General features: G+C 69.4%; 22 protein-coding genes, 2 tRNA genes and 1 riboswitch. Of the genes, 22 read left to right on the top strand and 2 right to left on the bottom strand.

All coding sequences use genetic code 11. The features are described from left to right. Window positions 1–314: 314 nt before the first annotated feature. The 9 genes from V7Z97_RS13190 to V7Z97_RS13150 all read left to right on the top strand — a co-directional run bounded on the left by V7Z97_RS13190 (window position 315) and on the right by V7Z97_RS13150 (window position 8,298). Window positions 315–1,040, top strand: a complete 726-nt coding sequence (locus V7Z97_RS13190) for an SDR family oxidoreductase (RefSeq protein ID WP_334163887.1) — start codon at window positions 315–317, stop codon at window positions 1,038–1,040. Next, a complete protein-coding gene (locus V7Z97_RS13185) occupies window positions 1,040–1,636 on the top strand; it encodes a 2-hydroxychromene-2-carboxylate isomerase (RefSeq protein ID WP_334163886.1) in 597 nt (198 codons plus the stop codon). The genes V7Z97_RS13190 and V7Z97_RS13185 overlap by 1 nt, the downstream gene beginning before the upstream one ends. Further along, a complete protein-coding gene (locus V7Z97_RS13180; RefSeq protein WP_334163885.1) occupies window positions 1,636–2,358 on the top strand; it encodes a DNA alkylation repair protein in 723 nt (240 codons plus the stop codon). The genes V7Z97_RS13185 and V7Z97_RS13180 overlap by 1 nt, the downstream gene beginning before the upstream one ends. Before the next feature lie 285 nt (window positions 2,359–2,643). After that, entirely contained in the window at window positions 2,644–5,040 is a 2,397-nt protein-coding gene (lon, locus tag V7Z97_RS13175; RefSeq protein WP_334163884.1) for an endopeptidase La, read from the top strand. A gap of 168 nt (window positions 5,041–5,208) precedes the next feature. Beyond that, on the top strand, window positions 5,209–5,484 hold the full coding sequence (locus tag V7Z97_RS13170) for an HU family DNA-binding protein (protein WP_334163883.1): 276 nt from the start codon (window positions 5,209–5,211) through the stop codon (window positions 5,482–5,484). A gap of 85 nt (window positions 5,485–5,569) precedes the next feature. After that, window positions 5,570–5,674, top strand: a riboswitch (yybP-ykoY riboswitch). 84 nt (window positions 5,675–5,758) lie between these two features. After that, window positions 5,759–6,340: a TMEM165/GDT1 family protein gene (locus tag V7Z97_RS13165; protein ID WP_334163882.1), complete on the top strand. Its 582-nt coding sequence runs from the start codon at window positions 5,759–5,761 to the stop codon at window positions 6,338–6,340. Between the two features lie 71 nt (window positions 6,341–6,411). Next, window positions 6,412–6,488, top strand: a tRNA-Val gene (locus V7Z97_RS13160). A gap of 14 nt (window positions 6,489–6,502) precedes the next feature. Further along, window positions 6,503–7,384 (top strand): alpha/beta hydrolase family protein, encoded by an 882-nt coding sequence (locus V7Z97_RS13155; protein ID WP_334163881.1) that lies wholly within the window; start codon window positions 6,503–6,505, stop codon window positions 7,382–7,384. Beyond that, entirely contained in the window at window positions 7,384–8,298 is a 915-nt protein-coding gene (locus V7Z97_RS13150) for an aldo/keto reductase (RefSeq protein WP_334163880.1), read from the top strand. Before V7Z97_RS13155 ends, V7Z97_RS13150 begins: the two co-directional genes overlap by 1 nt. A gap of 3 nt (window positions 8,299–8,301) precedes the next feature. Here the strand turns inward: V7Z97_RS13150 and V7Z97_RS13145 are convergent, their stop codons facing one another. Beyond that, the gene (locus V7Z97_RS13145; RefSeq protein WP_334163879.1) at window positions 8,302–8,757 is read right to left on the bottom strand and encodes a DUF4402 domain-containing protein; all 456 of its coding nucleotides are present in this window, start codon (window positions 8,755–8,757) and stop codon (window positions 8,302–8,304) included. Window positions 8,758–8,905: 148 nt separating this feature from the next. On the opposite strand from V7Z97_RS13145, the gene V7Z97_RS13140 reads away from it, so the two are divergent. Together V7Z97_RS13140 and V7Z97_RS13135 are read left to right on the top strand one after the other, a co-directional pair. Further along, window positions 8,906–10,828, top strand: a complete 1,923-nt coding sequence (locus tag V7Z97_RS13140; RefSeq protein ID WP_334163878.1) for an NAD(P)/FAD-dependent oxidoreductase — start codon at window positions 8,906–8,908, stop codon at window positions 10,826–10,828. Window positions 10,829–10,890: 62 nt separating this feature from the next. Beyond that, on the top strand, window positions 10,891–11,166 hold the full coding sequence (locus tag V7Z97_RS13135) for an MliC family protein (protein WP_334163877.1): 276 nt from the start codon (window positions 10,891–10,893) through the stop codon (window positions 11,164–11,166). Window positions 11,167–11,189: 23 nt separating this feature from the next. Here V7Z97_RS13135 and V7Z97_RS13130 read toward each other — a convergent pair. Beyond that, a tRNA-Asp gene (locus V7Z97_RS13130) sits at window positions 11,190–11,266 on the bottom strand. A gap of 191 nt (window positions 11,267–11,457) precedes the next feature. Here V7Z97_RS13130 and V7Z97_RS13125 point away from each other — a divergent pair. From V7Z97_RS13125 to nuoI, 11 genes are read left to right on the top strand one after another with little or no spacing between them, the layout of a single operon-like run. Then, complete coding sequence (locus V7Z97_RS13125; protein ID WP_334163876.1) at window positions 11,458–11,835, top strand: NADH-quinone oxidoreductase subunit A; 378 nt, start codon at window positions 11,458–11,460, stop codon at window positions 11,833–11,835. Beyond that, window positions 11,805–12,386, top strand: a complete 582-nt coding sequence (locus V7Z97_RS13120) for a NuoB/complex I 20 kDa subunit family protein (protein WP_334163875.1) — start codon at window positions 11,805–11,807, stop codon at window positions 12,384–12,386. The genes V7Z97_RS13125 and V7Z97_RS13120 overlap by 31 nt, the downstream gene beginning before the upstream one ends. Window positions 12,387–12,394: 8 nt before the next feature. Beyond that, window positions 12,395–13,006 (top strand): NADH-quinone oxidoreductase subunit C, encoded by a 612-nt coding sequence (locus V7Z97_RS13115; protein WP_442958038.1) that lies wholly within the window; start codon window positions 12,395–12,397, stop codon window positions 13,004–13,006. Next, window positions 13,003–14,238: an NADH-quinone oxidoreductase subunit D gene (locus tag V7Z97_RS13110; protein ID WP_334163873.1), complete on the top strand. Its 1,236-nt coding sequence runs from the start codon at window positions 13,003–13,005 to the stop codon at window positions 14,236–14,238. The genes V7Z97_RS13115 and V7Z97_RS13110 overlap by 4 nt, the downstream gene beginning before the upstream one ends. Further along, window positions 14,235–14,585, top strand: a complete 351-nt coding sequence (locus V7Z97_RS13105) for a nuclear transport factor 2 family protein (protein WP_334163872.1) — start codon at window positions 14,235–14,237, stop codon at window positions 14,583–14,585. Before V7Z97_RS13110 ends, V7Z97_RS13105 begins: the two co-directional genes overlap by 4 nt. A gap of 7 nt (window positions 14,586–14,592) precedes the next feature. Further along, window positions 14,593–15,264 (top strand): NADH-quinone oxidoreductase subunit NuoE, encoded by a 672-nt coding sequence (gene nuoE / locus V7Z97_RS13100; RefSeq protein WP_334163871.1) that lies wholly within the window; start codon window positions 14,593–14,595, stop codon window positions 15,262–15,264. Beyond that, window positions 15,264–16,577 (top strand): NADH-quinone oxidoreductase subunit NuoF, encoded by a 1,314-nt coding sequence (gene nuoF, locus V7Z97_RS13095; RefSeq protein WP_334163870.1) that lies wholly within the window; start codon window positions 15,264–15,266, stop codon window positions 16,575–16,577. Before nuoE ends, nuoF begins: the two co-directional genes overlap by 1 nt. A 5-nt stretch (window positions 16,578–16,582) precedes the next feature. After that, window positions 16,583–18,628, top strand: a complete 2,046-nt coding sequence (nuoG, locus tag V7Z97_RS13090) for an NADH-quinone oxidoreductase subunit NuoG (RefSeq protein WP_334163869.1) — start codon at window positions 16,583–16,585, stop codon at window positions 18,626–18,628. 2 nt (window positions 18,629–18,630) lie between these two features. Further along, on the top strand, window positions 18,631–19,731 hold the full coding sequence (gene nuoH, locus V7Z97_RS13085; RefSeq protein WP_334163868.1) for an NADH-quinone oxidoreductase subunit NuoH: 1,101 nt from the start codon (window positions 18,631–18,633) through the stop codon (window positions 19,729–19,731). Beyond that, a complete protein-coding gene (locus tag V7Z97_RS13080) occupies window positions 19,728–19,922 on the top strand; it encodes a hypothetical protein (protein ID WP_334163867.1) in 195 nt (64 codons plus the stop codon). The genes nuoH and V7Z97_RS13080 overlap by 4 nt, the downstream gene beginning before the upstream one ends. A gap of 1 nt (window position 19,923) precedes the next feature. Further along, the gene (nuoI, locus tag V7Z97_RS13075; protein ID WP_325458099.1) at window positions 19,924–20,415 is read left to right on the top strand and encodes an NADH-quinone oxidoreductase subunit NuoI; all 492 of its coding nucleotides are present in this window, start codon (window positions 19,924–19,926) and stop codon (window positions 20,413–20,415) included. Window positions 20,416–20,464 lie beyond the last annotated feature (49 nt).

Genomic DNA, 20,464 nt, shown 5'->3' with positions numbered 1-20,464 from the left:
GACGCGCGCAGGATGGAACCACGGAATACACGGACCACACGGAAGGCGGGCCCCATCGCAGGCCGCGCCCAGGTCACCCTGCGCGCCTCCGGCGCGCGATCTCACGTCCACCCGCGCCGCCCGGCCCGCACGTTCAGCGCCGCCCCCATCCGTGTGATCCGTGTAATCCGTGGTTCCTTCCTTCCTTCCTTCCCCTGCCGCCCCGCGCCGGGCAGGGCGCCGTTTCCCTCTCCAAGCGCCCGCAGAATTTCTGCCGCGCGCAATCCACGCCATGTGCGCTTACGCTGTACCCTCAAGGCACAGGAGCGCGGGTCATGGCGGAGAAGGCGGCCATCGTCATCGGAGCCGGCGACGCCCTGGGCGGCGCCATCGCCCGCCGCTTCGCCCGCGAGGGCTATGCGGCGGTGATCGCGCGCCGCCACGCCGACCAGCTCGAGGACCTCGCCGCGGCCATCCGCGACGCGGGCGGCGAGGCGCACCCGTTCGGGCTCGACGCCCGCCAGGAGGACCAGGTCGTGGCCCTGTTCGACAAGGTCGAGGCCGGGATCGCCCCGGTGGAGGTCTGCGTCTTCAACATCGGCGCGAACGTCCGCTTCCCGATCGCCGAGACCACCGCGCGGGTCTACTTCAAGGTCTGGGAGATGGCCGCCTTCGCGGGCTTCCTGGCCGGTCGCGAGGCCGCCCGCCGGATGACGCCGCGCGGCCGGGGGACTATCCTCTTCACCGGCGCCACCGCCAGCGTCCGCGGCCGCGAGGGCTTCGCCGCCTTCTCCGGGGCCAAGCACGCGCTCCGCGCGCTCGCCCAGAGCATGGCCCGCGAGCTGGGACCGAAGGGGATCCACGTCGCCCACACCATCATCGACGGGGCGATCGACACCGCCTGGATCGCCGAGAACTTCCCCGAGCGCTATGCCCTGAAGGACCAGGACGGCATCCTGAACCCCGACCACATCGCCGAGGCCTACTGGATGCTCCACGCCCAGCCGCGCGACGCCTGGACCCACGAGCTCGACCTGCGCCCCTGGACGGAGAGCTTCTGATGGCCCGCAAACTCGAGTTCCTGTTCGATTTCGGCAGCCCGGCCAGCTACCTGGCCTACAAGGCGCTGCCCGGCCTCGTGGCCCGCACGGGCGCGGAGGTCCAGTACGTCCCCGTTCTGCTGGGCGGGGTCTTCAAGGCCACCGGCAACGCGTCGCCGGCGACCATCCCCGCGAAGGGGGCCTGGATGAACGCCGACCTGGCCCGCTGGGCGAAGCGCCACGGCGCGGTGTTCAACCGCAACCCGCACTTCCCGATCAACACCCTGCACCTGATGCGCGGGGCCGCGGGCCTGCAGGGCGACCCGCGCTTCGCCGCCTATGTGGAAGCGGTGTTCGACGCCATGTGGAAGGAGCCACGCAACCTCGGAGACCCGGCCGAGATGGGCCCGGTCCTGGCCCGCGCCGGCGTCTCGGGCGACGAATTCATCGCCTTCCAGCATGACGGGGCGGTGAAGGCCCGGCTCAAGGACGCCACCGAGGCCGCCGTCGCCCGAGGCATGTTCGGGGCGCCGACCTTCTTCGTCGACGGCGAGCTGTTCTTCGGCCAGGACCGCCTCGACTTCGTCGAGGAGGCGCTGCAGGCGCCCGGTCGCTGATGCACCCCGAGCACGCCGGCCTGCTCGCCGGCCTGGAGGCGCTCGCCCCGCCGCCCGGCAAGCGCCCGCCGCCGAACTATCTGGGGCAGGGGAGCCATCCCCTGCTGGGCGTGTCCGTGCCGGCCAAGCGGTCCCTGGCCCGCGCCTGGGCCGTCGCCCACAAGACCACGGCGCCGGCCGAGGTGCTGGCCGTGGTCGAGAGCCTGTTCGCGGGCGCCTCCTACGACGAGAAGACGCTCGCCCCGCTGATCCTCGCCGCCCACCGGCCCGCGAGGCTCGCCGTGCGCCCCCACGACGTCCGCCGCTGGCTGGGCGGGCTCGTCGGCTGGGCCGAGGTCGACCACCTCTGCCAGAACCTGTTTCCGCCCGAGCAGCTGCTCGCCGACTGGCCCGCCTGGAGCGGCATGATCGCGGACCTGGCCGCCGACCCGGAGATCAGCCGCCGCCGCGCCGCCCTCGTGCTCCTGACCGGCCCTGCGAAGCGCTCGCCCGACCTCCGGCTGCGCGACCTCGCCTTCGCCAACCTGCAGGCCCTGCAGGGCGAGCGGGACGCCCTTGTCGCCAAGGCGGTCTCCTGGCTGCTGCGGGCCCTCGTCGTCCACCATGCCCGGGAGGTGGCGGCCTGGCTCGAGGCCCACGCGGCGGCCCTGCCGGCCATCGCGGTGCGGGAAACGTGCGGCAAGCTCGCCACGGGCCGCAAGTCCGGCCGGCCTGCGGCTTGATGGGAGGCGCCCGGCTTCCTATCTGAACAATGTTAAGTGAGGCATGGCCTTGCGCGAACGGCCCGGCTTTGTCCGGTGAAGCTAACCTGTGGATAGCGCTGAGGCCGAGTGTCGCGCACGGATGTTGCTCCGCTTGCGCGGGCTGGGAAACGGTCCACATAAAACAGTAACAGGCCGCCGCGGTCACGGCGGACGGGTCGTCCGACTCAGGCGCATCGTCTGGGTGACCGCGATCCGGCGAGCCTAAGCCCGGCGCCAATCGGGCAGGCCAGGAGTTGAAGCATCATGTCCGAGATTAAGATCCTCCCGATCCTGCCGCTGCGGGACATCGTGGTCTTCCCGCACCAGCCGGTCCCGCTCTTCGTGGGCCGGGAGAAGTCCGTGCGCGCCCTCGAGGAGGCCATGCGCAACGAGGGCAAGCAGATCCTGCTCGCCACCCAGAAGGACAAGGACGACGACGATCCGTCGCCCGAGGCGATCTATGACGTCGGCGTGGTCGCCACCGTCCTGCAGCTCCTGAAGCTGCCCGACGGCACCGTGAAGGTGCTGGTGGAAGGCCGCGCCCGGGCGGGCGTCGCCAAGTTCACCGACCAGGCCGACTACTACGAGGCCGAGGTGGCCTATGTCGCCGAGGACGGCGCCGGCACGGCCGAGGCCGAGGCGCTGAGCCGCGCGGTCGTCGAGCAGTTCGAGAACTATGTGAAGCTGAACAAGAAGGTGCCGCCCGAGGCGCTCGCTGCGATCCCGCAGATCGAGAACCCGGGAGAGCTGGCGGACCGCATCGCCTCGCACCTGTCGGTCAAGATCAGCGAGAAGCAGCAGCTGCTCGAGGTCTTCAACGTCGTGAAGCGTCTGGAGAAGGTCTACGCCCTGATGGAGGGCGAGATCTCCGTGATGCAGACGGAGAAGAAGATCCGCAACCGCGTGAAGCGTCAGATGGAGAAGACGCAGCGCGAGTACTATCTGAACGAGCAGATGAAGGCGATCCAGCGCGAGCTGGGCGAGCAGGACGACCAGCGCGACGAGCTGATGGAGCTCGAGAAGCGCATCAAGAAGACCAAGCTCTCCAAGGAAGCGCGGCAGAAGGCCGATGCGGAGCTGAAGAAGCTGCGCAACATGAGCCCGATGTCGGCCGAGAGCACCGTCGTCCGCAACTACCTGGACTGGCTGCTGTCGATCCCGTGGGGCAAGGCCAAGCAGAAGCCCATCGACCTGCAGAAGGCCGAGGACATCCTCAACGAGGACCACTACGGCCTCGACAAGGTCAAGGAACGGATCCTGGAGTACCTCGCGGTCCAGAGCCGCGTGGGCACCCTGAAGGGCCCGATCCTGTGCCTCGTGGGTCCTCCCGGCGTCGGCAAGACCTCCCTGGGCAAGTCGATCTCCAAGGCCACCGGCCGTGAGTTCGTCCGCGTCTCCCTGGGCGGCGTGCGCGACGAGGCCGAGATCCGCGGCCACCGCCGGACCTACATCGGCTCCATGCCGGGCAAGATCATCCAGTCGATGAAGAAGGCCAAGTCGACCAACGCCTTCTTCCTGCTCGACGAGATCGACAAGATGGGCTCGGACTGGCGCGGCGACCCGTCGTCGGCCCTGCTCGAGGTGCTGGACCCGGCGCAGAACTCCACCTTCGCCGACCACTACCTGGAGGTGGACTACGACCTGTCGCCGGTGATGTTCGTCACCACCGCCAACTCGCTGAACATGCCCCAGCCGCTGCTGGACCGCATGGAGATCATCCGCATCCCCGGCTACACCGAGGACGAGAAGGTGGAGATCGCCAAGCGCCACGTCCTGCCGAAGCTGACCAAGGACCACGGCCTGAAGCCGGAGGAGTTCGTGGTGCCGGAAACGGCCATCCGCGACCTGATCCGCTACTACACCCGTGAGGCCGGCGTCCGCTCGCTGGAGCGGGAACTGGGCAACCTGGCCCGCAAGACGGTCCGCGACCTGGCCCGCGAGAAGGTGCTGTCGATCACCATCGACGACGAGCGGCTGGCCAAGTACGCCGGCGTCCGCAAGTACCGCTACGGCGAGACCGACGCGGAGGACCAGGTCGGCATCATCACCGGCCTCGCCTACACCGAGTTCGGCGGCGACATCCTGACCATCGAGGCGGTCAAGATGCCGGGCAAGGGCCGCATGTCCATCACGGGCAACCTGAAGGACGTGATGAAGGAGTCGATCTCGGCGGCGAACAGCTACGTCCGCAGCCGCGCGACCCGCTTCGGCGTCGAGCCGCCGTCGTTCGAGAAGACCGACGTGCACATCCACGTGCCCGACGGGGCCACGCCCAAGGACGGTCCGTCCGCCGGCGCGGCCATGGCCACGGCCATCGTCTCGGTGCTCACCGGCATCCCGATCCGCAAGGACATCGCCATGACCGGCGAGGTCACCCTGCGCGGCCGGGTGACGGCGATCGGCGGTCTGAAGGAGAAGCTTCTGGCGGCCCTGCGCTCGGGCGTGAAGACCGTCCTGATCCCGACCGAGAACGAGAAGGATCTGGCCGACATTCCCGACAACGTGAAGAACGAGCTCGAGATCATCCCCGTCTCCACCATGGACGAGGTGCTCAGCCACGCGCTCACCCGCCAGCCGACCCCGATCGAATGGTCGGAAGCCGACGCCCCGCCGGTGTCGGTCGTCGAGGACGGCGACGTCGAGAGCGTGATCACCCACTAGGGCCGATCAAATCTGCTGAAACAGGGGCGGCGCGGGGGCGATCCCGCGCCGCCTTCGTTTGACGGCTAAGGTTCTCAGGGCCTTTAATCTCCCGCGAGGCGCGGAAGGGGGCGACGCCTGCGAGCCCTTCGACCTGCCCAAGAAAAAATGATGATGGGAGAAGACCACATGACGAAGGCCGAACTCGTCTCGGCGATCGCCGACAAGGCCGGGTTGAACAAGGCTCAGGCCAAGGAGGCGCTGGACGCCTTCATCGCCTCCGTCTCCACCTCGCTCAAGGCCGGCAAGGAGGTCCGCCTGGTGGGCTTCGGCAGCTTCGTGCCCGTGAAGCGCGCCGCCGGGACGGCCCGCAATCCCAAGACCGGCGAGACGGTCAAGCGGCCCGCCTCCCGCACCTGCCGCTTCCGGGTCGGGGAGAGCCTGAAGGGCGTCCTGAACGGCTGAGCCGGTCCGGCCGGCACGGCAAAGGGCGGCCGCTGGGGGAGCGGCCGCCTTTTTCGTTGCCCGATCGCGGCCTCGCCGGTTATGACCGCCGCCTCTTCGGGGAGTAGCCGTTCGCTCCAGCGAAGTCCGCGTCAACACACTTGCCCTTGCGGGGGCATGGCGCGGACGGCGGGCCAGTCAGGCCCGGATTGGCGAGACCGACGATGCGCGCGGGGCCTCACGGGCCGGCCCGGCGCCGCGTCGTCGTGCGTCCGCCGGCCCAGGAGCGTCCCAGTTGGAACCATTCCTCATCTCCGCCGGCGTCGTGGCCATCGCCGAGATCGGCGACAAGACCCAGCTCCTCGCCATGGTGCTGGCCGCCAAGTACCGCCGCCCGGTCCCCATCATCCTGGGCATCCTGGTCGCTACGCTCCTGAACCATGCGCTCGCCGCTGGTCTGGGCGTCCTGATCGCCCAGTGGCTCGAGGGCCGGCTGTTCCAGGCCGTCGTCGGCCTGGCCTTCGTGATCATGGCCGGATGGGCCCTGATCCCGGACAAGGAGGACGAGGGGGCCGCCGGACACACCCACGGCGGCGTCTTCCTGACCACCGTCGTGGCCTTCTTCCTCGTGGAGATCGGCGACAAGACCCAGATCGCCACCTCGCTGCTGGCGGCGCGCTTCGAGAACCTGACCCTGGTCACGGCCGGCACGACGCTCGGGATGATGCTGGCCAATGTGCCGGCCGTTTACCTGGGCGAGGCGGCGACGAGGGTCGTCCCGCTCAAGGTGGTGCGTATTGTCGCGGCGGCGATCTTCGCCCTTATCGGCCTGTGGGTGCTAGCCTCGGCCTTCCTTCCGCTGGGCTTCCGCGTCTAGGCGGCTTCGGGGCGCCGGCCCCGTCGATGCCTATGCGAACCCGCCGGACTTCGATTAGAACCGCTCGCGACGGGCGGCTAGCTCAGCTGGTTAGAGCACCTCGTTTACACCGAGGGGGTCGGGGGTTCGAACCCCTCGCCGCCCACCATCCCGGAGAGACGCGTGCGGCCATGGTCGATCCTCGGCGCGATGCTGGCGGTGGCGGGCGTGGCTGAAGCCGGGCCCGCGCCGCTCTCGGCCTACATGGAGCAGGCCCGCGTCCAGGCCGACGCGACGGTGCGCTACGGGTCCGAGCCGTCGCAGGTTGTGGAGCTGTTCCTGCCGGAGGGGCAGGGGCCGCACCCGGTCGTGGTCCTGTTGCACGGCGGCTGCTACCGCCAGGCCTTCGAGGGGCTGCCGCAGACCAGCGGGATCGCCGCCGACCTTGCGCGGCGCGGCCTCGCCGTCTGGAACGTGGAGTACCGCCGCCTCGGCGAGGCGGGGGCGGGCTACCCCGGGACCTTCCAGGACGTGGCGGCCGCCATCGACCGCATCCGGGACGAGGCCGGCCGCCACGATCTCGATCCGGGCCGCGTCGTCGCGGTCGGCCACTCGGCCGGGGGTCACCTGGCGCTGTGGGCCGCCGCCCGCCACCGCCTGCCCAAGGACAGCCCGCTGAGCCGGCCGGATCCCGTCCGCATCCGGGCCGTGGTGAGCCTGGCCGGCATCGGCGACCTGGAAGGGCAGGGCGACGTCTTCTCGCGCGCCTGCGGGGCCGACACCTTCCCGCAGATGCTCGGCGACCCGCGCCGCCTCGCCGATACCTCGCCGGCCGAGCTGCTGCCGACCGGGGCGCGCGTGGTGATGGTCCACGGCGCCTACGACCACGTCATGCCGCCGTTCACCGGCCTCGAATACGTCGGCAAGGCCCGGGCGGCCGGGGACGCGGCCGAGGTGGTGACGATCCCGGACGCCGGCCACTTCGATGTGGTCATCCCAACCACCGCGGCCTGGGGCGCCGTCGCGGACCTAGTGACGCGCGTCGCGCGGGACGAAGGTTCCTGATGCTCTATCGCTCCCTGGGCCGGACCGGGCTGCAGGTCTCCGAGATCGGCTACGGCTGCGCCAGCTGGTGGGGGAAGCCGACCTTCTCCGAGGCGACGGCCGTGGGCCTCGTCCATGCCGCCATCGACCTCGGCGTCACCTTCCTCGACACCGGGGCCAGCTATTCGGCCGGGGAGGCGGAGCCGAGGCTGGGACGCGCCCTGAAGGGCCGCGACGTGTCGCGCCTGGTGGTCGCCACCAAGGCCGGCACCTTCCATGCCGGCGGGGGCCGTATCGGCCGCAACTTCTCGCCCGCGGCCGTCGCCGCCAGCGCCGAGCGGTCGCTGCGCAACCTGGGCCTCGACGTGCTCCCGCTGCTGCAGTTGCACGGACCGGCCGTCTCCGAGCTCACCGACGAACTGCTCGCGGCGCTCGGCGACCTGAAGGCGAGGGGGCTGGTCCGGGCGCTGGGGGTCAACAGCTTCGATCCCGCCGTGATCGAGCATGTCGTGGACCTGCCGCAGTTCGACGCCGTGATGGTCGACTACAACGTGCTGCGCCCCGAGCGCGAGCCGCTGATCGCCCGGGCCGCGGCCGCCGGGAAGGGCGTCCTGGCGGGCATGGCGCTGGCCATGGGCCACACCGGGCTGAAGGTGGCGAAGATCCGCGGGCCCCAGGACCTCTGGTACGCCGCCCGCGGGCTGGTCCGGCACCGCGAGGAGGTGCGGCGCGGCGCGCGCTTCGGCTTCCTGCACCGTCAGCCGGACATGACGGGCTCCCAGGCCGCGCTCGCCTATGTGCTGGCGAGCCCGCACGTCTCCTGCGCCGTGATCGGCACGACCCGGCCGGCGCACCTGTACGAGAACGCGGCCGCTTCGGGCATGGCGCTGCCGCCCGCGCTGATGGCGCGGATCCGCAAGGCTCAGGCGGGATAGGACCTACTGGTAGGCGACGGTGACGTCGTACTGGCCCTGGTAGACGCCGCTCTTGGCGTCGCTGGCCACCGGCAGGGAGCCGCTGACGCCCACCTTGGCCGTCGCCGGCTGGCCCGCGGGGCCCGCGAAGGCGCCGACGGTCTGGCTGGGCACGATCTGGAGCCGGATCTCCTCAGTCCCGCCCTGGCGGGTGAGGACGACGCTCTGGGGCGCCGAGACGGCGAACGCCTCGCCGCCGAGGCCGGTGAGGGTGTAGCTGCCGTCCGAGGCCTTGGCGGTCCTGGCGCCCTTGGCGGGACGCGAGACCGTCGGCACGGCGAGATCGGCGTCCTGCCGCACCTGGGCCGGGTCGATGACGGTCACCGACCCCTGGGTGGGCGCCGAGACCCGCGACTGCGCGCAGGCGCTCCCCGCCGCGAGTGCGGCGGCCGTGAAGGTCGCGATCAGGATCGGTCGCATGGGCGTCATCCCCCTCAGCCTAGGCGGTTCGCCTTAACGGGACAATGACGCAGGCGCGACGTGGCCTGACGTCACGGCGCCCTTTCGCTCCGGGCGGGCGGGAGTCATGCTGGCCGAAAGAACAACGATAACCTGGGAGAAGACGAGGATGGCGGAGGCTGCCCTGCTGGACCAGGCGCTCCGGGAAGCGCACCTGCCGGCCCTGATCGCGGCCCTGGCGCAGGTCACCGGCGACCCCGACTGGCTCCGCCCGGAATGGACGCCCACCTACGTCCCGCTGTCGCGCGACGACATCGGGATATCCGAGGCCGAGAAGGCGAAGATCCGCGAGAAGGCGAAGGCGGCGATCGAGGCCCTGCTGGGGGGCGGCGAGGCGAAGGCGTCGACGCCCGAGCCCGCGCTCCTGCGGCGGCTGATGGACTTCGTCGCCGGCGCGCCGATCCCCGAGGGCTACGCCGACTTCCTCGCCGACGAGCTGGCCATCTCCGGCAAGAGCTCGAAGGACCCGCAGTTCGAGCAGCCCCGCCTCAAGGAAGCCGCCCGCCGGCTGAACGTGCTGGTGATCGGGGCCGGGATGTCTGGCCTGCTCACCGGCATCCGCCTGTCGCAGGCCGGCGTGCCGTTCCAGATCGTCGACAAGAACCCCGACGTCGGCGGCACCTGGTTCGAGAACACCTACCCGGGCTGCCGGGTGGACAACGCGAACCACATGTACAGCTACTCCTTCGAGCCGAACCACCTCTGGCCGCAGCACTTCTCCACCCAGCCCGTGCTGCTGAGCTACTTCCGCGGCATCGCCGAGAAGTACGAGCTGCGGAAGCACATCCGCTTCGAGACCCTGGTCGAGAGCCTGACCTGGGACGAGGGCAGGGCGGTGTGGCGGGCCGTGCTCAAGGGGCCCGAAGGGCGAACCGAGACCGTCGAGGCAAAGGCCGTGGTCAGCGCCGTGGGCCAGCTCAACCGGCCCCGCTATCCCGACATCGAGGGCCTGGACACCTTCGAGGGGCCAGCCTTCCACTCCGCCGAATGGCGCCACGACGTCGACCTGACGGGCAAGCGCGTCGCGGTGATCGGCACCGGCGCCTCGGCCTACCAGTTCGTGCCGGAGATCGCGCCCAAGGTGGCGCAGCTGAAGGTCTTCCAGCGCACCCCGCCGTGGGGCCTGCCGGTGCCGCACTACCATGAGGATGTGGGCGAGGGCATGAAGTGGCTCCTGGAGCACGTGCCCTTCTACGACAAGTGGTACCGCTTCTACCTGTTCTGGACGACCACCGAGGGCTTCCTGCCGATGGTGAAGTCGGACCCGAGCTGGAACGGCGGCCCCGGCGCGGTCGGACCCGAGAACGCCATGCTGCGCGAGATGGCCGCCCAGGCGATCGCCGCCCAGGTGGCGGACCGGCCCGACCTCGCCGAGAAGGTGATCCCGCAGTACCCGGTGGGCGGCAAGCGCGCCGTCCTGGACAACGGCGTCTGGCTGGCCGCCCTGAAGCGCCCGAACGTCGAGCTGATCACCGACCGGATCGAGAAGGTGACGCCGCACGGCGTGGTCACCGCCGAGGGGACCGAGCACCCGGCCGACGTGCTGATCTACGGCACCGGTTTCCAGGCCTCGAACTTCCTGTCCTTCATGAAAGTGACCGGCCGCGGCGGGCTCGAACTGCACGAGGCCTGGGGCGGGGACGCGCGCGCCTACCTGGGTGTCACCACCCCGGGTTTCCCCAACTTCTTCATGATCTACGGACCGAACACCAACATCGTCGTGAACGGCTCGATCATCTTCTTCTCGGAGTGCGCGGTCCGCTACATCGTGGGCTGCCTGCGGCTCCTGGCCGAGACCGGCGCGCGGGCCATCGAGGTCAGGAAGGACGTGCACGACGCCTTCAACGCCCGGGTCGACGAGGCCAACCAGGGCTGGGCCTGGGGCTCGCCGCACGTGTCCAGCTGGTACAAGAACAAGTTCGGCCGGGTGAGCCAGAACTGGCCGTTCGGCCTGATCGACTACTGGCGCGCCACCCTGGCCCCGAATCCCGAGGACTACACCCTGGAGCGGCAGCCGGAGGCGGTCGCCTGACCGGCGCGGCGTCCCGCCTCGCCCTCCTGGCGGCCGGCCTGGCGCTCACCGGATGCAGCACCGTGCTCAATCCTCACCAGCCGGCGGCGGTGCTCCACTGCGACAACGGCGAGACGGTGGAGGCCTCCTACGCCGACGACATCGCCATCGTCCGCTACAAGAACCGCAGGCACGTCATGCGCAGCGTCATCTCGGGCAGCGGGGCGCGCTACGTCGGCGAGGGCATGCAGTGGTGGACCAAGGGATTCGATCGGGGAACCATCGCGCCGATCCTGCCGGGCGAGGACGTGGCGAGCGCGGAGCCGGTGACCTGCAGGGCAGGTCCGCCGCCGCCCTGACCGCTGATGGCGATGTGGGGAAGTGGCGCGAGTGACGGGACTCGAACCCGCGACCTCCGGCGTGACAGGCCGGCGCTCTAACCAACTGAGCTACACCCGCGTAAGGCCGTTGGGCCGTGCGAAGGCGCGTCTGATAGGTGCGGACCGGAATCGTGTCAACGGGAGAGTGGCGCCCGGCCCAAATTGAGCCTCCGAGCGGCCTTCCGCCGCCCGGCTTCGGCGGTGCGAAAGCCCCGTTTGAAACCGCCCCATGGGTGGTCTAGAAGGGCGCGCGACTCCCCCGAGGACTCCATGAACGCGTTCCTTCTGCAGTACCTGCCCATCGTGATCTTCCTGGGGATCGCGGCGGGCCTGGGCCTGGTCTTCATCCTGGGCGCCTACGTCCTGGCGCCGAAGGCTCCGGACCCCGAGAAGCTGTCCTCCTACGAGTGCGGCTTCAACGCCTTCGACGACGCGCGGATGAAGTTCGACGTCCGGTTCTACCTGGTCTCGATCCTCTTCATCATCTTCGACCTTGAAGTGGCCTTCCTGTTCCCATGGGCGGTGAGCCTGATGAAGCTCCCGACCGACGTGGCGCAGTTCGCCTTCTGGTCGATGATGACCTTCCTGGGCGTGCTGACGGTGGGCTTCATCTACGAATGGAAGAAGGGGGCCCTGGAATGGGAGTGATCGTTCCCGCGGGCGAGGCCGGCCGAACCACGGTCGAGGGCTACGACCCGAAGAAGCACGACCCGTTCTTCGACGGCGTGTCCCAGAACCTGGCCGACAAGGGCTTCGTCACCGCCGGCCTCGACGACCTGATCACCTGGGCGCGCACCGGCTCGCTCATGTGGATGACCTTCGGCCTGGCGTGTTGCGCGGTCGAGATGATGCAGGCGTCGATGCCGCGCTACGACCTGGAGCGCTACGGCTTCGCGCCCCGCGCCAGCCCGCGCCAGTCGGACGTGATGATCGTGGCCGGCACGCTGTGCAACAAGATGGCCCCGGCGCTGCGCAAGGTCTACGACCAGATGCCGGAGCCCCGCTACGTCATCTCCATGGGCTCGTGCGCCAACGGCGGCGGCTACTACTACTTCAGCTACTCCGTGGTCCGCGGCTGCGACCGGATCGTGCCGGTGGACGTCTATGTGCCGGGCTGCCCGCCCACGGCCGAGGCGCTGGTCTACGGCGTGCTGCAGCTCCAGAAGAAGATCCGCCGCACGGGGACCATCGTCCGATGACCTGGCCCATGACGAGAGAGGCGCTCGAGGCGCTCGGCCAGGAGATCGTGGCGAACGGGGCAGGGGCCTTCACTGGCTACGAGGTGGCCTTCGGCGACCTCAGCCTGACCGCCCAGCTGCCGCAGATCGTGGCCGCGCTCACCTACCTGCGCGACGCCCAGGGCTTTCACCAGCTGGTGGACATCTGCGGCGTGGACTACCCGGAGCGCGAGCGGCGCTTCGACGTGGTCTACCACCTGCTGTCGATGACCCGGAACCGTCGTATCCGCATCAAGGTGCAGACCGACGAGGACATCGCCGTGCCGTCGGCGACGCCCGTGTTCCCGAGCGCCGACTGGTACGAGCGCGAAGCCTTCGACATGTACGGCATCTTCTTCGAGGGGCACCCGGACCTGCGCCGGATCCTCACGGACTACGGCTTCCACGGCCATCCGCTGCGGAAGGACTTCCCGATGACCGGCTATGTCGAGGTCCGCTACGACGACGAGCTGAAGCGGGTGGTCTACGAACCCGTGAAGGCCGTCGAGTGGCGCAACTGGGACTTCCTCTCGCCGTGGGAAGGCATGGAGCGCGGCTACGCCCCGCTGCCCGGCGACGAAAAGAGCGAGCCGAAAGCATGACCGGCCAGAACGCGCCCGCCGAGGCGATCCACGCCGAGGTCGGCCACACGCCCGAGACCCCGGTCCGCAAGTTCAACATCAACTTCGGCCCGCAGCACCCGGCGGCCCACGGCGTGCTGCGCCTGGTCCTGGAGCTGGACGGCGAGGTGGTGGAGCGGGTCGATCCGCACATCGGCCTGCTGCACCGTGGCACCGAGAAGCTGATGGAGGCCCGGCCCTACGCCCAGACGATCCCCTACTTCGATCGCCTGGACTATGTGGCCCCGATGAACCAGGAGCACGCCTACTGCCTGGCGCTCGAGCGGTTCATGGATGTCGAGATCCCGATCCGCGGCCAGCTGATCCGCGTGCTCTACTCCGAGATCGGCCGGATCCTGAACCACCTGCTCAACGTCACCACCCAGGCCATGGACGTGGGCGCGCTCACCCCGCCGCTATGGGGCTTCGAAGAGCGCGAGAAGCTGATGGTGTTCTACGAGCGCGCATCCGGCGCGCGCCTGCACGCCAACTACTTCCGCGTCGGCGGCGTCCGCCAGGATTTGCCGCCGGAGCTGGTGCAGGACATCTCCGACTGGTGCGACGCCTTCCCGGGCATCCTCGACGACATCGAGGGCCTGATCACCGACAACCGCATCTTCAAGCAGCGCAACGTCGACATCGGCGTGGTGACCAAGGAAGAGGCCATCGCCTGGGGCTTCTCCGGCGTCATGGTGCGCGGCTCGGGCATCGCCTGGGACCTGCGCCGTTCGCAGCCCTACGAGTGCTACAACGACCTCGAGTTCGACATCCCGCTCGGCGTCAACGGCGACTGCTACGACCGCTATCTCTGCCGCATGCAGGAGATGCGGGAGTCCACGAAGATCATGAAGCAGTGCTGCGACCGCCTGCTGAAGACCCCCGGGCCGGTGATCTCCGAGGACAACAAGATCGCGCCGCCGCGCCGGGGCGAGATGAAGCGCTCGATGGAAGCGCTGATCCACCACTTCAAGCTGTTCACCGAGGGCTATCGTCCCCCGCCCGGCGAGATCTACGCCGCGGTGGAGGCTCCCAAGGGCGAGTTCGGCGTCTACCTGGTCTCGGACGGCACCAACCGGCCGTACCGCTGCAAGATCCGCGCGCCGGGCTATCCGCACCTGCAGGCGATGGACTGGATGAACCGCGGCCACATGCTGGCCGACGTCTCCGCCATCCTGGGCTCGCTCGACATCGTGTTCGGGGAGATCGACCGGTGACCGCGGACGCAAACCTCAGCCCCGTCGACATCGCCCAGGGCCAGCTCGACGCCTACAACGCCCGGGACCTGGACGCCCACTGCGCCTTCTTCGCCGACGACGTGGTGGTGGCCGACCTCAACGGTGACGTCACGATCCGCGGCATGGACGCCTACCGGGCCAAGTACGCCCAGGTGTTCGCCGACTTCCCGAAGAACCGCGCCGAGCTCGCCAACCGCATCGTGGTCGGCGACACCGTGATCGACCACGAGCGCGTCTATCGCGACGGGGTCACCGAGGCCTTCCAGGTCATCGCCATCTACACCCTCGCCGGCGGCAAGATCGCCCGCGTGGATTTCCGTAAGTGAGGCCCGCGTGAGCGTCCGTCGCCTTTCGCCTGTCCAGCCCGAGAGCTTCGCCTTCAAGCCCGAGGTGCTGAAGGAAGCCCAGCGCTGGATGGCCAACTATCCGGCCGGCAAGCAGCAGTCGGCGGTGATCCCGATCCTGTGGCTGGTCCAGAAGCAGGATGGCTGGGTGTCCGAGCCCGCCATCCGCGCCGTGGCCGAGCTGCTCGGCATGCCGGTGATCCGGGTGCTGGAGATCGCCACCTTCTACACCATGTTCATGCTGGAGCCGGTCGGCACCCATGCGCTGGTGCAGGTCTGCGGCACCACGCCGTGCCAGACGCGCGGGGCCGAGGCCCTGCTGGACGTCTGCAAGCGCCGGATCGGCCCGCAGAACCACCGGTCCGCGGACGGCAAGTTCTACTGGCAGGAAGTGGAGTGCCTGGGCGCCTGCTCGAACGCGCCCATGGCCGCCATCAACGACTACTACTACGAGGACCTCGACCCGGCTTCGTTCGAGAAGCTGCTCGACCAGTTCGCGGCCGGCGAGACCCCGCCGCCGGGCTCGGTGATCGGCCGGCAGGGCGCCTCGCCCGAGGGCGGGCCGCTGACGCTGACCGACGCCGGCCTCTACGACGGCAGCCGCGCCAAGAAGATCAAGATCCCCAACCTGCCCAGCAAGTCCTCGAAGGAGACCGCCTGATGCCCGGCCTGCTTCAGGACAAGGACCGCATCTTCACCAACCTCTACGGCCTCCACGACTGGGGGCTCGAGGGCGCGAAGAAGCGCGGCTGCTGGAACGGCACGGCCGACATCGTCGCCCAGACGCCGGAGTGGATCTGCGACCAGATCAAGGCCTCGGGCCTGCGCGGCCGGGGCGGGGCGGGGTTCCCCACCGGGCTGAAGTGGACCTTCATGCCCAAGCAGGAGAGCGAGCGGCCGCACTACCTGGTCGTCAACGCCGACGAATCCGAGCCGGGCGCCTGCAAGGACCGCGAGATCCTGCGCAACGATCCGCACCTGCTGATCGAGGGCTGCCTGATCGCCTGCCGCGCCATCCGCGCGCACACGGCCTACATCTACATCCGCGGCGAGTACGTCTTCGAGCGCGAGCGCCTGACCGCCGCCATCAAGCAGGCCTATGACGCCAAGCTGATCGGCGCGGGCAACGTCCACGGCTGGGACTGCGACGTGCGGGTCACCCACGGCGGCGGCGCCTACATCTGCGGCGACGAGACCGCCCTGATGGAGAGCCTGGAGGGCAAGAAGGGCCAGCCGCGCCTGAAGCCGCCGTTCCCGGCGGGCGCCGGCATCTACGGCGCGCCGACCACCATCAACAACGTCGAGTCGATCTCGGTCGTCGGCACCATCCTGCGCCGCGGCGCCGAGTGGTTCGCGGGCTTCGGCACCGAGAAGTCCACCGGCACCAAGCTGTTCGCGGGCTCGGGTCACCTGAACAAGCCCTGCGTGGTCGAGGACGCCGTCGGCATCCCGCTGCGCCAGCTCATCGAGGAGCACATGGGCGGCGTCCGCGGCGGCTGGGGCAACCTGAAGGCCGTCATCCCCGGCGGCATCTCGGTGCGCATGATCCCGGCCGAGGAGGCCGAGGTCGCGGTGATGACCTACGAGGACCTGCAGGCCCGGGGCTCGGGCCTCGGCACCGGCACCATGATCGTCTTCGACAAGGACGCCGACCTGGTGAAGGCCATCGCCCGGGCGTCCTACTTCTACAAGCACGAGAGCTGCGGCCAGTGCACGCCGTGCCGCGAAGGCACCGGCTGGATGTGGCGGGTGATGGAGCGGATGGTCACCGGCGAGGCCGAGATGAGCGAGATCGACTTGCTCCTCGACGTCGCCAGCCAGGTGGAAGGCCACACCATCTGCGGCCTGGGGGATGCGGCCGCCTGGCCGATCCAGGGCCTCTTCCGCCACTTCCGCCACGAGGTGGAGGAACGGATCAACGCTTACCGCGCGCGCAAGGGCTCCTACGCCGGCGCATCGATCGCGGCGGAGTAAACGAGATGCCTATCGCCAAGGTCGACGGGGTCGAGGTCGAGTTCGAACCCGGCATGAACGTGCTCCAGGTGGCGGAGCTGGCGGGGAAGGAGATCCCCCGCTTCTGCTACCACGAGCGGCTCTCCATCGCCGGCAACTGCCGGATGTGCCTCGTCGAGGTGAAGCCCGGCCCGCCGAAGCCGCAGGCCTCGTGCGCCCTGCCGGCGGCCGAGAACATGGAGATCTTCACCGACACGCCGATGGTGAAGAAGGCCCGTCACGGGGTGATGGAGTTCCTGCTGATCAACCACCCGCTGGACTGCCCGATCTGCGACCAGGGCGGCGAGTGCGACCTGCAGGACCAGGCCATGGGCTATGGCCGCGACGACAGCCGCTATGCGGAGAACAAGCGCGCGGTCGAAGAGAAGTTCATGGGGCCGCTGATCAAGACGGTCATGACCCGCTGCATCCAGTGCACGCGCTGCGTCCGCTTCATCACCGAAGTGGCCGGCGTGCCGGAGATCGGCCTCATCTCCCGCGGCGAAGACGTTGAAATCACGACCTATCTCGACAGGGCGGTGACCTCCGAGCTGTCGGCCAACGTCATCGACCTGTGCCCGGTGGGCGCGCTGACCCACAAGCCCTGGGCCTTCAACTACCGCCCCTGGGAGCTGAAGAAGTCCGAGAGCGTGGACGTCATGGATGCGCTGGGCTCGGCGATCCGCGTCGACAGCCGCGGCCCCGCCGTGCTGCGCGTGCTGCCGCGGATAAACGAGGACATCAACGAAGAGTGGATCTCCGACAAGACCCGCTATGTCGTGGACGGCCTGTCGCGCCAGCGGCTCGACCGGCCCTACATCCGTGAGAACGGCAGGCTGCGCCCCGCGTCCTGGAGCGAGGCCCTGGACGCCGTCGCCGCGCAGCTCAGCGCCGCCAAGCCCGACCGGGTGGGCGTGATCGCCGGCGACCTGCAGGACGCGGAGTCCATGAAGGCCGCGCTGGACCTGTTCCGCGGCCTGGGCGTGCAGTCGACCGACTGCCGTCAGGACGGCATGACCCTGGGCGACGGCCCGCGCGAAAGCTGGCTGTTCAACTCCACCCTGGCCGGGATCGAGGACGCCGATGTGGTCCTGCTGGTCGGGACGAACCCGCGCCTCGAGGCGCCGGTGTTCAACGCCCGGCTGCGCAAGCGCTGGCTGGCCGGCGCGCTTCGGGTGGGCGTGGTCGGCGAACAGGCCGACCTGACCTACAGCTACGACTACCTGGGCGCCGGACCGCAGACCCTGTCGGGCCTCTCTCGCCAGCGCAGCGACTTCGTCAAGGCGCTGAAGGAGGCGAAGAACCCCGCGATCATCGTGGGCGCGGGCGCCCTGACCCGCGCCGACGGCGCGGCGGTGCTGAAGGCCGCGGCGGGCGTCGCCAAGAGCTTCGGCATGACCTGGAACGTGCTGCACACGGCGGCAAGCCGGGTGGGCGGGCTCGACATGGGCTTCGTGCCCGGCCCCGGCGGCAAGTCCGCGCGCGAGCTGGTCGCGCCCGGCGGGGCGGACGTCCTGTTCCTCATGGGCGCCGACGAGATCGAGCTCTCGGCCACCGACGCCTTCGTCGTCTACATGGGCACCCACGGCGACGCCGGCGCCCACAAGGCCGACGTGATCCTGCCGGCCGCCGCCTACACCGAGAAGAACGGGCTCTATGTGAACACCGAGGGCCGCGTGCAGCTCGGCGTCCGTTCGGTCTTCCCGAAAGGCGAGGCCCGGGAGGACTGGGCGATCCTGCGGGCGCTGTCGGAGCGCCTGGGCGCCAAGCTGCCCTACGACACCCTGGACCAGCTGCGCGCCCGGCTGTTCGCCGACCACCCGACCTTCGGCCGCATCGACTATGTGGCGGGACCGGAGGGGGCGAGGGGCCTCGACCTCGGCGGCCTCGGCGCTGCGGGGGACCTGCGCGACGAGCCGTTCGCCAGTCCGATCAAGAGCTTCTACCTGACCAACCCCATCGCCCGCGCCAGCGTGACGATGGCCGAGTGCGCGGCCCTGGCTTCGGGCGCCACGAAGATCGCGGCGGAGTAGCCATGGAACCTGTCGCCACTCAAAGCTTCTGGGCCACGCCGGGCGGCTGGACGCTGCTGGCCGTCGGCCAGATCCTGGCCGTGATGATCTGGATCCTTCTGTCGCTGGCCTTTCTGCTGCTGGCCGACCGGAAGATCTGGGCGGGCGTCCAGATGCGCAAAGGGCCGAACGTCGTGGGCCCCTTCGGCCTGCTGCAGTCCTTCGCCGACTTCGGCAAGTTCCTGCTGAAGGAGATCGTCATCCCGGCGGGCGCCGACAAGGCGGTCTTCCTGCTGGCCCCGCTGATCTCCTTCACCCTGGCCTTCGCCGCCTGGGCGGTGATCCCGCTCGCGCCCGGCTGGGTGGTCTCCGACGTCAACGTCGGCATCCTCTACCTGTTCGCGATCAGCTCGCTGGGCGTCTACGGCATCATCATGGGCGGCTGGGCGTCCAACTCGAAGTACCCCTTCCTGGGCAGCCTGCGCTCGGCCGCGCAGATGGTCTCCTACGAGGTCTCCATCGGCTTCATCATCGTGGCCGTCATCGTGCTGGCCGGCTCGATGAACCTGCAGCAGATCGTCTCGACCCAGCAGGGCGGCTTCTGGAACTGGTACGTCTTCGGCGGCCCGGGCGGCCTGGAGAAGCTGCCGCTTCTCCTGTTCACGATCCCGCTGGCGGTGATCTTCTTCATCTCCGGCCTGGCCGAGACCAACCGTCCGCCGTTCGACCTGCCGGAAGCGGAGTCCGAGCTCGTGGCGGGGTACCAGGTGGAATACTCGTCCACGCCGTACCTGCTCTTCATGATCGGCGAGTACGCCAACATCGTGCTGATCTGCGCGATGACCGCCATCCTGTTCTTCGGCGGCTGGACCGCGCCGTTCCCGACGCCGTTCACGGACGCCTGGCATCCGACGGCGGCGAGCTTCTTCTACTTCATGTGGTTATTCCTGAAGGTCATCTTCTTCTTCTTCCTCGTGTCGATGGCGAAGGCGATCGTGCCCCGCTACCGCTACGACCAGCTGATGCGGCTGGGGTGGAAGGTGTTCCTGCCGTTCTCGCTGGTCGCGATCTTCGCGATCTCGGGCTGGGCGCTCTTCGTGCTCCGGCCGGCGGCGGGCGCATGAGGACGGTCCTGGCGTCGCTGCTGGCCCTGGGCGTGAGCGCCTGCGCCACGGCCATGCCGGCCGGCGGGATCGCCACCTACGACGACCTGAGGCGGGCGCAGGCCGACTGCGCCGCCAAGGGCGGAAACCTGACGCTGAAGCGGGGCGGGGACTCCCAGTACCTGGAAGACTACGCCTGCGAGAGGAACTGAGATGATCAATCGGATCGGACAGGCGGTGAAGGGAGCGGCGCTCCTCGACTTCGCCGGGGCCTTCGGCCTGGCCATGAAGCACATGGTGCGTCCCAAGAAGACCGTGCAGTACCCGCACGAGCGCAACCCGCAGAGCCCGCGCTTCCGCGGCGAGCATGCCCTGCGCCGCTACCCGAACGGCGAAGAGCGCTGCATCGCATGCAAGCTCTGCGAGGCGGTGTGCCCGGCCCAGGCGATCACCATCGAGGCGGAGCCCCGCGCCGACGGCTCGCGCCGGACGACCCGCTACGACATCGACATGGTGAAGTGCATCTACTGCGGCCTGTGCCAGGAGGCCTGCCCGGTGGACGCCATCGTGGAAGGCCCGAACCTGGAGTTCGCCGTCGAGACGCGGGAGGAGCTCTACTACGACAAGGAGCGCCTGCTGGATAACGGTGACCGCTGGGAGCGGGAAATCGCGAAGAATCTGGAACTGGACGCGCCCTATCGCTAAGACAGCCGCGCGATTCCGCGGCCGCCTGGCATAGGCGCAGAACTCAGGT

This window comes from Phenylobacterium sp. (assembly GCF_036821595.1).
In the GTDB taxonomy this organism is placed as follows: Bacteria; Pseudomonadota; Alphaproteobacteria; order Caulobacterales; family Caulobacteraceae; genus Phenylobacterium.
The sequence above is the reverse complement of the archived record's forward strand: the minus strand, read 5'-3'. Positions and strand labels throughout refer to the sequence as shown.